At 73.2% G+C, this 14064-nt stretch carries 14 protein-coding genes; 10 read left to right on the top strand and 4 right to left on the bottom strand.

Going from position 1 to position 14064, the window contains the following annotated elements; genetic code table 11:
- Positions 1–54: 54 nt before the first annotated feature.
- Positions 55–1329, top strand: coding sequence for an ATP-binding protein (locus tag OCS65_RS10850; protein WP_006934957.1), 1275 nt, complete (start codon positions 55–57; stop codon positions 1327–1329).
- Positions 1326–1988: a response regulator gene (locus OCS65_RS10855; RefSeq protein WP_006934956.1), complete on the top strand. Its 663-nt coding sequence runs from the start codon at positions 1326–1328 to the stop codon at positions 1986–1988. Before OCS65_RS10850 ends, OCS65_RS10855 begins: the two co-directional genes overlap by 4 nt.
- 95 nt (positions 1989–2083) lie before the next feature.
- Here OCS65_RS10855 and OCS65_RS10860 read toward each other — a convergent pair whose 3' ends face one another.
- Together OCS65_RS10860 and OCS65_RS10865 are read right to left on the bottom strand one after the other, a co-directional pair.
- Positions 2084–3145, bottom strand: a complete 1062-nt coding sequence (locus tag OCS65_RS10860; protein ID WP_065922357.1) for a DNA polymerase III subunit beta family protein — start codon at positions 3143–3145, stop codon at positions 2084–2086.
- Between the two features lie 39 nt (positions 3146–3184).
- Entirely contained in the window at positions 3185–4414 is a 1230-nt protein-coding gene (locus OCS65_RS10865; protein ID WP_256997114.1) for a serine/threonine-protein kinase, read from the bottom strand.
- Between the two features lie 163 nt (positions 4415–4577).
- Between OCS65_RS10865 and OCS65_RS10870 the strand changes: the two genes are divergently transcribed.
- From OCS65_RS10870 to OCS65_RS10880, 3 genes are read left to right on the top strand one after another with little or no spacing between them, the layout of a single operon-like run.
- Entirely contained in the window at positions 4578–5366 is a 789-nt protein-coding gene (locus OCS65_RS10870) for a hypothetical protein (protein ID WP_065922358.1), read from the top strand.
- Entirely contained in the window at positions 5363–6934 is a 1572-nt protein-coding gene (locus OCS65_RS10875; RefSeq protein ID WP_065922359.1) for a DNA polymerase Y family protein, read from the top strand. The genes OCS65_RS10870 and OCS65_RS10875 overlap by 4 nt, the downstream gene beginning before the upstream one ends.
- A 15-nt stretch (positions 6935–6949) precedes the next feature.
- Complete coding sequence (locus OCS65_RS10880) at positions 6950–7705, top strand: alpha/beta fold hydrolase (RefSeq protein ID WP_065922360.1); 756 nt, start codon at positions 6950–6952, stop codon at positions 7703–7705.
- Between the two features lie 89 nt (positions 7706–7794).
- Here OCS65_RS10880 and OCS65_RS10885 read toward each other — a convergent pair whose 3' ends face one another.
- Positions 7795–8097 (bottom strand): nucleoside triphosphate pyrophosphohydrolase, encoded by a 303-nt coding sequence (locus OCS65_RS10885; protein WP_006945808.1) that lies wholly within the window; start codon positions 8095–8097, stop codon positions 7795–7797.
- Positions 8098–8129: 32 nt separating this feature from the next.
- Between OCS65_RS10885 and OCS65_RS10890 the strand changes: the two genes are divergently transcribed.
- The 5 genes from OCS65_RS10890 to OCS65_RS10910 all read left to right on the top strand — a co-directional run bounded on the left by OCS65_RS10890 (position 8130) and on the right by OCS65_RS10910 (position 12011).
- On the top strand, positions 8130–9236 hold the full coding sequence (locus OCS65_RS10890) for an HNH endonuclease (protein ID WP_065922361.1): 1107 nt from the start codon (positions 8130–8132) through the stop codon (positions 9234–9236).
- Between the two features lie 29 nt (positions 9237–9265).
- Positions 9266–9733, top strand: a complete 468-nt coding sequence (locus OCS65_RS10895) for a DIP1984 family protein (RefSeq protein ID WP_029544765.1) — start codon at positions 9266–9268, stop codon at positions 9731–9733.
- A 271-nt stretch (positions 9734–10004) separates the two neighbouring features.
- A complete protein-coding gene (locus tag OCS65_RS10900; protein ID WP_065922362.1) occupies positions 10005–10526 on the top strand; it encodes a hypothetical protein in 522 nt (173 codons plus the stop codon).
- A 2-nt stretch (positions 10527–10528) separates the two neighbouring features.
- Positions 10529–11104, top strand: a complete 576-nt coding sequence (locus tag OCS65_RS10905) for a YdeI/OmpD-associated family protein (RefSeq protein ID WP_006945818.1) — start codon at positions 10529–10531, stop codon at positions 11102–11104.
- 22 nt (positions 11105–11126) lie between these two features.
- Entirely contained in the window at positions 11127–12011 is an 885-nt protein-coding gene (locus tag OCS65_RS10910; RefSeq protein ID WP_185712872.1) for a sucrase ferredoxin, read from the top strand.
- A 60-nt stretch (positions 12012–12071) separates the two neighbouring features.
- Here OCS65_RS10910 and OCS65_RS10915 read toward each other — a convergent pair whose 3' ends face one another.
- On the bottom strand, positions 12072–14060 hold the full coding sequence (locus OCS65_RS10915; protein WP_065922363.1) for an SDR family oxidoreductase: 1989 nt from the start codon (positions 14058–14060) through the stop codon (positions 12072–12074).
- Between the last annotated feature and the right edge of the window lie 4 nt (positions 14061–14064).

Below are 14064 nucleotides of genomic sequence, written 5' to 3' on the forward strand. Positions count from 1 at the left end.
CTCAGGGTTCGTCCCCGATGCCCGGGGCGGGGTGCGCGTGCCAGTATCGAAGGTATGCAGCCGGTTCCCTACCCGCACCTGCCCACCCCCCGCCTCGAGCGCCGGGTCGGCGGCCGGGTCGTGGGCGGCGTGGCCGGTGGTCTCGCCGACCACCTCGGGGTCGACGTGCTCAAGGTGCGGGTGGCGTTCACGGTCCTGGCGGCGCTCGCCGGCCTCGGCATCGTCGCCTACGGGTTGCTGTGGGCGCTCACGCCGCAGGGCTCGGACACCGAACCGCCGTCGCCCACCGAGCGGCGCCGGGCGCTGGGCCTGGCGGTCATCGGACTGGGCCTGGCCGTAGGGCTTTCGTGGCTGCTCAACGGCGGTGTGGGCTCGGTGATCGCGCCTGTCGTCGTGGTGGCGGTGGGCGCCGCGCTGGTCTGGCGCGAGTTCGACGCCGAGGGACCGCGTTCGGTGCTGGGCCTGCCCGCCCGCCCGACGGTGCTGACCTGGGCGCGGGTGGTCGGCGGCGCCTCGCTCATCGTGCTCGGGCTCGGTGTCGTGATCCTCGCCCAGGTCGACGTGGCGGCCCTGCGCTCGTCGGTGCTGGCGGTGCTGGTGACGCTGGTCGGGGCCGGCCTGCTGTCGGTGCCGCTGTGGGTGCGGATGTGGCGCGCGCTCGAGGAGGAACGCGCCGCCCGCGTCCGCAACGAGGAACGCGAGGAGATCGCGTCGCACCTGCACGATTCGGTGCTGCAGACGCTCGCCCTGATCCAGAAGCAGGCCGACAACTCGCAGGAGGTGCTGCGCCTGGCGCGCAGCCAGGAACGCGAGCTGCGCCGCTGGCTGTTCGGCGGCGGCGAGACCCCGCACACCAGCCTGGCCGAGGCGCTGCGCACCATCGCCGGCGAGGTGGAGGACCAGTACGGGGTCTCGGTGGCGCCGGTGATCGTCGGCGACGTGGTGCCCGGCGACGACGAGGACCTGACCGCCGAGTCGTTCACCGCGCTGCTGGGCGCCACCCGGGAGGCACTGGTCAACGCGGCCAAGCACGCGCGGGTGGACAGCGTGGACCTGTTCGTCGAGGTCGAACCCGAACAGGTGAGCGTCTTCGTCCGGGACCGTGGCGTCGGCTTCGACGAATCCGCGGTGCCGGAGGACCGGCAGGGCCTGGCCCGTTCGATCCGGGGTCGCGTGGAGCGTCGCGGCGGCCGGGTCGGTGTGCGCTCGAACCCGGGCAAGGGCACGGAGATCCGCATCCATATGCCCCGTGCCGGTGCCGGACCGGAGCGGACGACGACCCTAGAGTGGGAGGGCACCGACGCCCATCCAGAGGAGCAGCCCACTTGACGTCACTCGACGCCTCCCGCCGTTTCCGTGTGTTCCTGGTCGACGACCATGCCGTGTTCCGGTCGGGGGTGCGCGCCGAACTCGGCCGGGAGAGCGACATGGAGGTCGTCGGCGAGGCCGGCACCGTCGCGGAAGCGGTCGCGGGAATCGATGCCACCCGCCCCGACGTGGTCCTGCTCGACGTCCACATGCCCGACGGGGGCGGGGTGGCGGTGCTCGGGCGGATCACCGAGGGCCCGGTGTGCCTGGCGCTGAGCGTTTCCGACGCCGCCGAGGACGTCATCGCGGTGATCCGGGCCGGCGCCCGCGGCTACGTCACCAAGACCATCTCGGGGGCCGAGCTGGCCGACGCGGTGCGCCGCGTCGCCGGCGGGGACGCGGTGTTCAGCCCGCGCCTGGCCGGGTTCGTCCTGGACTCGTTCACCGGCCGCTCGAGCGTCCCCGAGCCGCCGCTCGACCCCGAACTCGATTCGCTCACCCCCCGGGAGCTCGAGGTGCTGCGCCTGCTGGCGCGCGGCTACACCTACCGCGAGATCGCCGAGGAACTGGTGATCTCGGTCAAGACCGTCGAGACGCACGCGTCGAACGTGCTGCGCAAGACCCAGCAGTCCAACCGCAATGCGCTCACCCGGTGGGCGCACCGGCGGCGGATCGACTGACCGGAGTTCCGTGCGTGGGCAGCCGCTCGGTCGATCCGGCCGCGAGCGCCGCCGCGATCATCGCCCCGGCGACGGCGGTCATGGTCGGGTCGCGGTCACGGGTGTTCTTCTCGGCGGACGGGCATGGCCAGGGTGGTCAGGTCGCCGGCGGCAGCGGAACGGATCACGACGGGCCGGTCGTAGGAGGCGATGTCCAGCAGCACCTCCGGGCCGACGGCAGTGTCGAGGGCGGCTCCCAGCCCGTCCCGGTCGAAGGAGAGATCCAGGTCGGCGCCGGTGATGTCGGCGGGCAGCACGCGGTCGTGCCCCCGGTGGCCGACGGTGAGTGCCGCCGCCCGCACGCACAGGTCGATCGTGCCGGCCGCGGCGTCGCGCACGGCCCCGGCCAGGGCGTCGCGGTGCACGATCACCCGCGTGACCGGTGGGTCGAGGGCGGCGAGCATGCTGCCGTAGTCGGGGAAGGTGCCCCCGACGGCCGGGCAGCGGTGCCGCTCGCCGTCCGCGCCGGTGAGGGTGAGCGCGCCCGAGTCGTCGTCGAGGGCCAGGCCGACGTTCTCGTGTTCCCGCAGCCAGGCGGCGGTCCCGCGGAGCGCGGAGCCGTCGGCGACGGTGCGGAACGGGTTCCCGGTGCGGGCCGCGGCCGTCACGGAGCCGGTGGTCAGCCGGTAACGGTTCGTCGCCGTCAGGACCACCGCCCCGGCGTCGACCTCAACGAGAATGCCTGTCAGGCAAGGGATTTCCGAATCCGTGGCGACGGACGGAAAGACGCGTTCGACGGTGTCGGCGAGGAGCCTGCCCGGTACGACGACCGTCGGCGGCGCCACGAGGCGGGCCTTGACGGCGGAGGCCAGCCGGGTCGCGCGCTCGGCCCGGCGATGCAGCTCGGCGACGTATTCGTCGAGCAGCGCGGCACCGGACTCGGCATCGCCGTCGAGGATCCGGCCGACGTCGTCGAGCGGGACGTCGAGTTCGCGGAGCTGACGGATCGTCACCGCTCGCTCGCGCTGGTCGACCGTGTAGTACCGGTAGCCGGTGACGGGATCGACCACGGCGGGCACGAGCAGCCGGCAGTCGCCGTAGAACCGCAGCGCTCCCGGGGTGAGCCCGCTGAGCCGGGCCATGGTGCCGATCGTGATCAGGTCTGGGGAGGTGGTCACGGCCCCATCATCGAGTTTCGGCCGACCCGAAGGTCAAGCTCAGCTCACGACGACCGCGATGATCAGGGCCACGATCAGCGCGAGAACGAGCACGGCCACCATGATCGCCATCGCCATCGGTGCGAACGCCACGATCTTCTCCTGCGTGGTGCGCGGCGGGGGACCGGTGGGCCGCAGCCGGTGCAGCAGCTCCGCAGGGCGGGGCACGCCCCGCGGTGACATCGAGCGGGGCACGCCCCGCGGTGACATCGAGCGGGGCGCGCTGTGGGGAGCTGCGGGCAACCCGGTGAGGGTGCCCCCGGTGCCCGCGGTGCGCCGGGAACCGACGAGGGTCGTGGCGCGCCGCGCCCACACGGGGACGGTGCCGTCGGCGGACAGGATCGGCCGGCCGCGGAGCAGTGCCGGATCGGCGTCGGGCCCGAAGGCGACCGCGGCGAGACGGTCCCGGGCCTGCTCCATCGTCGGGCGGCGGGCGGGGTCCGGTTCCAGCATCGCGAGGAGGACGTCGGTCAGCGGGCCCGTCCGGGTCGGCGGGATGATCTCGGCGCGGGCGACGCGGTGCAGCAGGGCGATCGAGTCGGGGTCGATGCCGAACGGTGGCTGGCCCTCGATTGCGGTGTAGAGGGTCGCGCCGAGGGAGAAGACGTCGCTGGCCTCGGTGGGATCGCTGCCGCGGGCGACCTCGGGTGCGAAGAAGGCGGGGGTACCGGTGATCACACCGGAACGGTCGTGGTCGCCCTTGGCGCGGGCGATGCCGAAGTCGCTGATCTTCACGGTGCCCAGCTCGCGGCCGCGCTCGGCGACGAGGATGTTGCCCGGCTTGATGTCGCGGTGCACGATCCCGGCGGCGTGGGCGGCGGCGAGCGCGTCGGCGATGTGTGTGCCGATCTGCGCCACCTCGAGCGGCGGCAGGGTGTCGGCGATGTTCATCACCTGGGCGAGGCTGCGGGAGGGCAGATGCTCCATGACGAGCCACGGCTCGCCGGAGTGGAGGGCGACGTCGTACATGGAGATGGCGTGCTCGTGGGTGAGGCGGGCGGCGATCCGGCCCTCGCGCAGCGTACGGCGGCGGATCTCCTCGGCGGCCTCCGTGGGCAGGCCCACGGTCGAGGTGACCTGCTTGACGGCCACGTCCCGGTCGAGCAGGGTGTCGTGCGCGAGCCAGACCGCGCCCATACCACCGCCGCCGAGCTTGGAAACGAGTCGATAACGTCCGGCCACCAGCTGATCCGGGCCGACGACGCTTGCCGCTCGCTCCTGTTCCGCCACCTTGACGAGGGTAGTGGATGCCGCGGTGGGCCATCGCTTGACGGGCGCCCCGCCGTCGGGTCTACTGAACCTGTTCGAATACGTGTTCGAACAATCGCGTCTTCCCCGCGGTTTGTCGGTGGGCCGTGCTATACGCGGCCGGCGCAGGGCGAGGGGAGTTCGTGTGGGTGAGGTGGCCGAGTTTCCGGTCGAGGGCGGGTCGCAGGATCCGGCGGGGCTCCCCCGGCAGGAACGGCTCGAGGCGTTGCGGCGGCAGATCGCCGCGATTCCTGTGAGGGGGGAGAGTGCTCGTCCCCGCCCCGCCGAGCCCGCGACGTCCCCGGTGCCGGTCGACCGGCTGCTTCCGGTACCCGAGCCGCTCGCACGGCTGCTCCCGGACGGTGGCCTGGTCCGCGGATCCGTCGTAAGTTTCTCCGGGGCAATGTCTTTGCTGATCGGTGTGCTGGCCTCGGCCACCGCCGCCGGTGGGCACGCCGCCGTCGTCGGGCATCGCCGCCTCGGCCTGCTCGCCGCCGCCGAGATGGGGGCCGAACTGAGCCGGATCGCGCTGATCCCCGAGCCCGGACCGGATCCGGTGGAGGTGGCCGCCGTCCTGCTCGACGGCATGGACCTCGTCGTCCTCGGCCTCGGGGGCGCCGTGGTGCCGCCGGCGCGGACCCGGGCGGTGGTTGCGCGGGCCCGCAGCAAGGGCGCGGCCCTGATGGTCACCGACGGCCGGTGGGACGGAGCGCACGTGCGGCTCGAGGCCGCGGTGCACGGCTACCGGGGACTGTCGGCCTCGGCTCGGGGCAGGCTGTGCGGCACCGGGCTTTCCGTGCGCGCGCAGGGCCGTGCCTTCCAGCCCCGTGTGGCGCGAATAGACTTGTGTGCCGGTCGAACCGGAGTGGAGTGGCGCCCCGGAGAACCGGCGCGGGTGGGGAGTGTGCCCCGCCCGGCCGAGGTGGCGCGGTGAGCGAATCCGGCTGCCCGGCCCGGGTGGTGGCCCTGTGGTGTCCGGACTGGCCGGCGATCGCCGCCGCCGCGGCTGCCGACCTGCCGCCCACGGCGCCGGTGGCGGTGATCTCGGCCAACCGCGTGGCGGCCTGTTCCGCACCGGCCCGGGCCGCCGGCGTGCGACGGGGCCTGCGGCGACGGGAGGCTCAGGCTCGGTGTCCGGATTTGTATGTCGCCCAGGATGATCCGGGCCGCGATGCGCGGTTGTTCGAGCCGGTGGTGGCGGCGATCGACGCGGCGGCGCCCGGCGTGGAGGTGCTGCGCCCCGGTCTGGTGGTGCTCGCTGCACGCGGCGTCGTGCGCTGGTTCGGTTCCGAGGAGGCGGCGGCCGAGCGGTTGGTCGACGAGGTGGCCGCCACCGGCGTCGAATGCCAGGTCGGCATCGCCGACGAGCTGTTCACCGCGGTGCTCGCCGCCCGCCACGCCCGCCTCGTCCCGCCCGGAGAGGACGAGGAATTCCTTGCACCCCTGAATATTTCGGAGATCTGCGTGGAGCCGTCCCTGACCGCGCCGGACCGCGTCGACCTGGTGGACCTGCTGAAACGGCTCGGTCTGCGCACGATCGGGGCGTTCGCCGCGCTGTCGCCGACCGACGTCGCCTCCCGCTTCGGTGCGGACGCCGTCGCCGCGCACCGCAGCGCACGGGCACGGCCGCAGCGCCCGCCGTCCGGTCGTGCCCTGCCGCCCGATCTGGTGGTGGAGCGCCCCTGCGATCCGCCGCTCGAACGGGTCGACTCGGCCGCTTTCGCCGGCCGGGCGCTCGCCGCGCTGCTGCACACCCGGCTGGCCGCGGCGGGGGTGGCCTGCACCCGGCTGCTGGTGGCCGCCCGCACCGGCAACGGTGAGGAGCTGGCCCGGACGTGGCGCTGCGCCGAACCGCTGACCCCGGACGGCACCGCCGACCGGGTGCGCTGGCAGCTCGACGGCTGGCTCACCGGGCACAGCGCGACCCGCCCCACCGCCGGGATCGTGCTGCTGCGGCTCGAACCGGTGGAGGTGGTGGCGGCGGGGGCGCTGCAGCTGGGCCTGTGGGGCGGGGCCGGCGACGAGGACGAACGGGCCCGGCGCGCCCTGGTGCGGGTGCAGGGACTGCTCGGTGGCGAAGCCGTGCTGGTGGGGGTGCTCAGCGGCGGACGTGGCCCGCTGGAACGGGTGACCCTCGTGCCGCTGGGGGAGGAGCGGGTGCCGGCGACGGATCCGTCGGCGCCGTGGCCGGGTCGGCTGCCCCCGCCCGCCCCGGCGGTGGTGCTCACCACCCTGCCCCCGATCGCGCTCGAGGACGCGTCGGGCACCCCGGTGACGGTGACCGAGCGCGGTCTGCTCAGCGGCGATCCCACCCGGCTGAGCTGGGGCAGCCGCAGCTGGCGGGTGCACGCCTGGGCCGGGCCGTGGCCGGTGGACGAGTACTGGTGGGACCCGGCCGCGGCGCGGGCGGCGGCGCGGCTGCAGGTGCGGCTCGAGGAGTCCCGGGCCCTGCTGGTGATCCACGTCGACGACCGCTGGCATGTGGAGGGCGTCTACGAGTGAGTACCCTCGGTTGACGTGGAGACCAGTGTGCTGACGGCCGCGCCGAACGGTGTGGCGATCGCCTACCGGGATTCGGCTCCCAGGACGGGCCACCACCCGGTGCCGGTGATGCTGGTGCACGGGATGGGCGGCGACGGACGCACGTGGGACCGGTTCGCCCGGTCCCTGCTCGCGGCCGGTCGGCGGGTCGTCGCGGTGGACCTGCGCGGCCACGGGCGCAGCGCCCGCGCCGCGTCCTACCGCTTCGACGAGTTCGGCGCCGACGTGCTCGGGCTCTGCGAACACCTGGGCCTCGAGACGGTCGACCTCGTCGGGCATTCCCTCGGCGGGCACACCGGATCCCTCGTCGCGCAGCAGCGCCCGGGCCTGGTGCGGCGCCTGGTGCTCGAGGAGGCGCCGCTGCCGCTGCGCCCGGGCGATCCGCCGCAGGTGCTCGGCGGGCGCCTGCCGTCGCCGGCCGAGCTGTGGCACGCCTCGACGAGCCTGCTGCGCAATCCGCGCGCGACGTTCGCCTTCGACCGCTCCATGACCAGCTCGGCGCTCACCCAGTTCCGCGCGCCGAATCCGCGGTGGTGGGAACATCTTCCGCGGATCACCGCACCGACGATGATCCTGCGGGGCGGGCCGGGCAGCATGGTCGATCCGACCCGGCTCGAGGCCGCTGTGGACGTCCTCGGCGACGTCGCGGTCCACGACTTCACCTGCGGCCACAGCATCCACCGCGATCGGCACCGCGAGTTCGAGGCCGCCGTGCTGCCCTTCCTCACCTGAGCACTCGTTCCGCCACGACAGAGCTTCCGGACAGCGACAACCGTCGAGACGGTTGTCGCCGTCCGGAACCTGTTGCCGGTGTACCGACGCTATTCCAGCCAGATGCGGCGATCGAAGCCGCCGCGCTCGGCGCGCTTGGCGGTGGCCGCGGCAGCCACCTCCTCGGCGGCGATCCCGAACGCGGCGAGCAGGGACGTGAACACCTCGTGCACGTCGGCGAGTTCGCCGAGCCGCTCGTCGCCGTTGTGCGCTTCCCGCAGCTCGTGTGCTTCCTCGACCAGCTTGTCGAGCAGGGCGCTGCGGTACTCGTCCCGATCGAGTACACGGGTGCGCGCCACCCGGCCGTCGGCCTCGATGATGTCGGGAATCCGGTCGCGGACCAGCTTGCCCATCATGATTCCTCCCGCTGCGCTACCGTGGCGGGGTGGACGGTACCGGACCACCCACGGACGCCCTCGCGCTCGGTCAGCGCGTCGTCGCCGTCCTCGAGACCGGTGCCCGGACCGCCACTTACAAGCTTGCGACCCTTTCGGCACTTGTCGGCTTCTGCGTCGAACATCTGCCGGCGGACCCGGCCGCGGCACTCGACGTGCCGATCGACGCCCTGGCCGAGCGGGTGATCGACCTGTACTGGCCCCAGGTCCGTCCGTTCGACGGGCACCGGTTGCGCCAGTCCTCGCAGCCGAAGGCTCGGATCCTGACGGCGGTGGAGGTGCTGCGCGGTGCGGCGAACGCCGGCGGGGTGGTCGGCCTGTCCATCGCGAGGCTGCGGATGCCCGACTTGTACCGCGAGGCTGTCGCGGAGGTCGCGCTCACACTGGCGCAGCAACCGCTGTACCGGCTGCAGCGGCTACCGGGCGGACGTGGCGAACCGTTCCTCTACGACGACTCCTGGTTGCACTCCGGAATCACCCGAGCGGCGATTGCCCGGCACGGTGGCGTAATCCGCCTGTTTCCGGGGGTCGCGGCGGCGCTGGCCCGCCTGTCCGGTCTGCTCACCCCGACACTGGAGATCCTGTGGGTTCAGGACGTGTGCCGCTACAACGCCTTTCTCGACGAGGACGTTCCCGACATCGCGGGGCACCTGTTCGGCCGCGACCGCGTCTCGCTCGCGAAGCCGCGCGTGGCGCTGCGCGAGGCCTTCGGAACGCAGTGTTTCTATTGTGCGACAAGCCTTTCCGATGGAAATCCGGTTGACCACGTGCTACCGTGGTCCCGGGTGCCTCTCGACGGGCTGGCCAATCTCGTACTCGCCTGCGGAGGTTGCAACACCGACAAGCGGGATTCGCTGCCCGCGTTGGCGCACACCGAGCGGGCGTTGAGCCGAGATCGCACCGTCCTCGAGCAGCTCGCCGCCGACATCGGTTGGCCGACTCAGTACGACCGCACTCTTGCCGCCGCGCGCGGCCTGTACCGCAGCTCACCCCCGGGCACGCCGACGTGGCAGGGCCGTTCGCGGACCGGAACGTGGGACACGGTATTTCCGCCCGGCTGGGTGGTCTCGACGGTGCCGGAAACCGGGTTCACATGAACACGACCGGTCGTCTACGATTCGACGCCATGCGGTTGGCAGAGGCACTCGCCGAGCGAGGCGAGCTGAAACGGCGGATCGAGCAGCTCGGCACCCGGATCGTGGCCAACGCCCGGTACCAGGAGGGTGAGGAGCCCGCCGAGAATGCCGGCGAGCTCCTCGACCAACTCACCGACGCCATCGATCGGCATGCGCTGCTGATCGCTCGGATCAACAAGACGAACACCGCCACCCGCGTCGGCGACCGCACGCTCACCGACGCGCTGGCCGAACGGGACGCCTTGCAGGCCCGGCACCGTGCGCTGACCGCGGCCGCGGACGCGGCCTCGGGCAGCAGGGACCGATACGGGCGACAACTCCGGTCCGAACTGGCATACGTCTCGGCGCTGTCGGTCCGGGACCTGCGGCGCACCACCGACGACCTGGCCCGCCGGATCCGGCAGGTGGACATGGAGATCCAGCGCGTGAACTGGGAGGTTGATCTGATCGACGAGTGATCGTGGGCAGCGGGTACCCGAATCGGAAGCGAGCACACGCCGTGGGTCGCGGTGAATCGACCTTTTTGTATCCTCAGGCGCGCGGAGGGCAGCGCCGCGGGTTCGACTCCCGCACACAGGGCAGCCCTGCACGACGCACGAGGGCACGGTGCACGCCGGCACAGTTCATCACCACGTGCTGATCCGGATCGGGGAGGGCGGGAACGGGGCACCCACGAGCCGTCGGCCCGACAGGGCGCTCGCGCTGCGGCGCAGCCGCTAGGATCGCCGCATGACATGGACCGCGTCCGACCGTCGACTGTTGGCCGCCGCCGCGGTATTCGTGGTGTCGCAGGCGAACATCGCCCGCGTGCTCGGCCCCGCCGCGCCGGCGGTGGGACGGATCCAGGCCGCCTTCTCCGCGGCGACATACCGCAACGTTCTCGACGGACTCGACGCGGACACCGTCCCGCGGTATCGCCGGCACTATTACTGGGATCTGGTGCATCCCTTGATCTTTGCCATCGCACTGCAGGCCGGTGCGCGATCGCTCGCCGAGCACCGGCCCGTGCCCGCGCACACCCGCCGGGTCCTCGCCGTCGCTCCGGCGGTGGCCGCGGCGGCGGACTACGTCGAGAACGCCGCGGGCCTGTATCTGCTCGACCACCGTGACCGCATCACCGACACCACCGTTCGGGTGGCGACGACGGTCAGCACCGTCAAGTGGGTGCTCGCGCTCGGCTCTCTCGCCTACCTGTCCCAGGGCTTCCTGGGCCTGGGGACGCGGGCGGGCCTGCGCCGGCTGGGGAGATGATCATGGCCGACGAGCTGCCCGTCGAGTACTTCCCGGACCGGGAGTCCTTCGCCGCCTGGCTGCGTGAGCACCACACGGACTCGCCCGGCATCTGGGTCAAGCTCGCCAAGAAGGGATCGGCGCATCCGTCGGTGACCTACGCCGAGGTGGTCGAGGAACTGCTGTGCCACGGCTGGATCGACAGTCAGGCACGCAGGCTCGACGACGACTTCCGGCTGCAGCGCATCACTCCGCGCCGGGCCCGCAGCCCCTGGTCGCAGCGTAACCGGGCGCTCGCCGAACGGTTCGAGGCAGAGGGCCGGCTCGCGCCGGCCGGGGCCGCCGAGGTCGCCCGCGCCCGCGCCGACGGCCGCTGGGAGCGCGCCTACGCCGGCCAGGCGACCGCGCAGGTGCCGCAGGACTTCCTCGACGCCCTCGCGGGCAATCCCGCGGCGCAGGCCTTCTACGACACGCTCGACGGCCGCAACCGGTACGCGATCGTGTACCGGCTGCAGGCCGCGAAGCGCCCGGAGACCCGGGCACGCCGCATCGAGGCCTTCGTGCAGCAGCTCGCGGAGGGCCGTCGCTTCCACGACTAGCCCGAACGGACACAATGGGCGGGTGAGCCTTGCCTTTCCTCCTGCCTGCTCGGCGGCCTCCGCGCTGGACGAGCCCCTGCCCGGCACCGCGGCGACCGCCCCCGGCTGGGTGTGCCTCGAGATGCCGTCCGGCTGGGGGCGCGACGTCCTCGACGGCACCGCTCTCGGCCCCGGCCTCGCCGGCGAGATCTCGGCCGCGGCCGACGCCGCCGGAGTGCGGTTCCTGTTCGTCCGGCGGCCCGGTCGTGACACCGCCCGCCGCGGCGACGGCCGCACCGTGCTCCTGGCCCGCTCCGATCCGGGCGGCAGCTGGTGCGAGCGGCTGGAGGTCGGGGAGCCGAAGGAACTGCTCGACCTGATCCCGCGCATCGTCGCCGGCCCGGCGCCCGGCCTCGGCCGTGCGCAGGACCGGCCCGTCGCGCTGGTGTGCGCCCACGGCAAACGGGACCGGTGCTGTGCCGTGCTGGGGCGCCCCGTGGCGGCGGCGCTGGCTGCGGAGTTCGGCGACGACGTGTGGGAGTGTTCGCACACCGGCGGGCACCGCTTCGCCCCGTCGCTGATCCTGCTGCCCACGGGCTACACCTACGGCCGGCTCGACGTCGCGCAGAGCCGGGACGCCGTGGCGGCCGCCGCTCGCGGCGAGGTGTATCTGCCGGGGTTGCGGGGGCGCAGCAGCTGGTCCGCGGCCGGGCAGGTCGCCGAGATCGCGGTGCGGGGGCAGGTGCCCGCGGATGCGGACGCGCTCGTCGTCGACGAGGGCGACGCCGGAACGGTGGTGCGGCACCGCGACGGTCGCCGCTGGCGCGTGCAGGTCGAGACCCGGCAGTTGCCGCCGCGTCCGGTCAGCTGCGGCGCCGATCCGAAGCCGGTGCGACCGCTGATGGCGACGGAGACAACTGCGCTCTAGTGCGGTGTGTCCTTCGGGCGGCCGGGACCGCCCGAAGGACACACCGGCGGCGCAGCCGCCTCACCAGTGCACGCCGGGCAGTAGCCGGCCGATCCGGCGCAGCACCGCAGGGTTCGGCAGCACCGGACGGGGCAGCGCCCGCGGCTGCGGGGGTGCGTCGGCGGAGGCGCACTGCTCGCCGCGCGCGGCGGGCGCGTCGGGGTAGGCGTGGTAGTAGAGCGAGAACATCCGGTCCCGCAGGCCCGGCGCGAAGATGCCGCCGAGCTCGCCGAGGGTGCCGATCGGCACATCGATGCGTTTGGGCCGTTCGACGAGGGCCCGGACCACCATCCGCGCGGCGTCCTCCGGGCTGATCGCCGGACCCGGGTTGTACGCCCCGCTGGGTTCGATCATGGGGGTGCGCACGAGCGGCATGTGAATGGTGGTGAAAGTGATTCCGTCGTCCCGGGTTTCGGAGGCGGCGACGTCGGCGAACCCCTCGAGCGCGGACTTCGAGGCGATGTACGCGGCGTATCGCGGGGTGCGGGCCTGCACCCCGGCGGTGCTGATGTTCACGATGTGCCCGAACCGCCGTGCGCGCATGTGCGGCACCAGGGCCAGGGTCAACCGCACCGCACCGAAGTAGTTGACCGCCATGGTGCGTTCGAAGTCGTGCAGCCGGTCCGTCGAGTGGTACAGCCCGCGCCGGATGGAGCGTCCCGCGTTGTTGACGAGCATGTCGACGTGGTCGTGCTCGGCGAGGACCGCCTGCACGGTGCGTTCCACCGCCGCCGGGTCGGTGAGGTCACACGGATACGTGTACGCGCTGCCGCCGCCCGCGCGGATCGCGGCGACGACCGCGTCGAGTGCCTCGGCGCGACGGGCGAGGGCGAAGACCACGGCACCCTCGCGGGCCGCGGCGATCGCGCTCGCCCGTCCGATCCCCGAGGAGGCACCGGTGATCAGCACGTGCCGTCCCACGAGCGGTCCACGCGGATCGTCGCGGCGGGCACGGCCGGGGTCGAGGTGCTCGCGCCAGTAGCGCCACAGCACGGGGGCGTAGCCGGCGAACTCGGGCAGCGTGATGCCGCTGCCGCGCAGGGCTTCCCGGGTGCTGCGGTCGGCGAACCGGCTCGGGAAGGTCAGCTGGCCGAACACGACCGGTGGGATGCCCGTCCGTCGCAGTGCGAGGCGTCGGGCGGTCTTCAGGCCGGGAAGCGCGGTGATCGACAACAGCGGACGTGCCAGCGCGCCGGGCACGCCGGCGACGGGAACGGGGGCCCCGGCCGCGGCGGCCAGCGCCGCGAACACCTCGCGGACCGGTTGCGGGCGGGAGACGAGGTGGAAGGTGCGCCCGTCCAGTCCGGGACGATGCATCAGTTCGACGATCGCGGCCGCGACGTAGTCGACCGGCACCAGGTTGGTGTCGCCGAGGTCGGGCAGGACCAGCGGCAGCCGCGACGGCAGCGCCGCCAGCGCGGCCAGGGCGGGAAAGAAGTAGTAGGGGCCGTCGATCTTGTCGATCTCGCCGGTGGTGGAGCTGCCCACGATCGCGGACGGCCGGTAGATGCGCCGGCGCACCCGGCTCGCCCGGACCGCCTTCTCGGCCTCGAACTTGGTGCGGTGGTAGGGCGACGGGAAGTGCTGGCCCAGGTCGAGGTCGTCCTCGGCGAACGTGCCGCGGTGATCACCGGCGACGGCCACGGACGAGACGTGGTGCAGGGTCGCGCCCAGCTTCTCCGCGAGGGCGATCACCGCGCGGGTGCCCGCCACGTTCGTGGTGGCCTGCTCCTCTCCGGCGGTGAGGTCGTAGATGGCGCCGAGGTGCAGGACGTGCTCGGCCGGCGGAATCGTCGCGGCCTCGAGTCCGAGTCCCGGCTCGGTGAGATCGCCGAGCAGCGGGTGCAGCCGGGTCCCACCCTCCAGGCGCGCGGAGAGGGCCTCGAACTTCGGCAGCGACGCCGGCCGGACCAGCACATGGACGTCGGCGTCCGGGTGGGTCGCGAGCAGTCGCCCGAGCACGTGCGTGCCGAGGAAGCCGGTGCCGCCCGTGACGAGGTACGTGGCCATGGCC

The sequence above is a fragment of the Rhodococcus aetherivorans genome (assembly GCF_025722975.1).
Lineage (GTDB): Bacteria > Actinomycetota > Actinomycetes > Mycobacteriales > Mycobacteriaceae > Rhodococcus > Rhodococcus aetherivorans.

What these genes read in the sequence shown, in the direction of transcription:
- OCS65_RS10850 (WP_006934957.1), top strand. Translation starts at nt 55, where the DNA reads ATGCAGCCGGTTCCCTACCCGCACCTGCCCACCCCCCGCCTCGAGCGC.
- OCS65_RS10885 (WP_006945808.1), bottom strand. Translation starts at nt 8,097, where the DNA reads ATGGGCAAGCTGGTCCGCGACCGGATTCCCGACATCATCGAGGCCGAC.
- OCS65_RS10895 (WP_029544765.1), top strand. Translation starts at nt 9,266, where the DNA reads ATGCGGTTGGCAGAGGCACTCGCCGAGCGAGGCGAGCTGAAACGGCGG.
- OCS65_RS10900 (WP_065922362.1), top strand. Translation starts at nt 10,005, where the DNA reads ATGACATGGACCGCGTCCGACCGTCGACTGTTGGCCGCCGCCGCGGTA.
- OCS65_RS10905 (WP_006945818.1), top strand. Translation starts at nt 10,529, where the DNA reads ATGGCCGACGAGCTGCCCGTCGAGTACTTCCCGGACCGGGAGTCCTTC.
- OCS65_RS10915 (WP_065922363.1), bottom strand. Translation starts at nt 14,060, where the DNA reads ATGGCCACGTACCTCGTCACGGGCGGCACCGGCTTCCTCGGCACGCAC.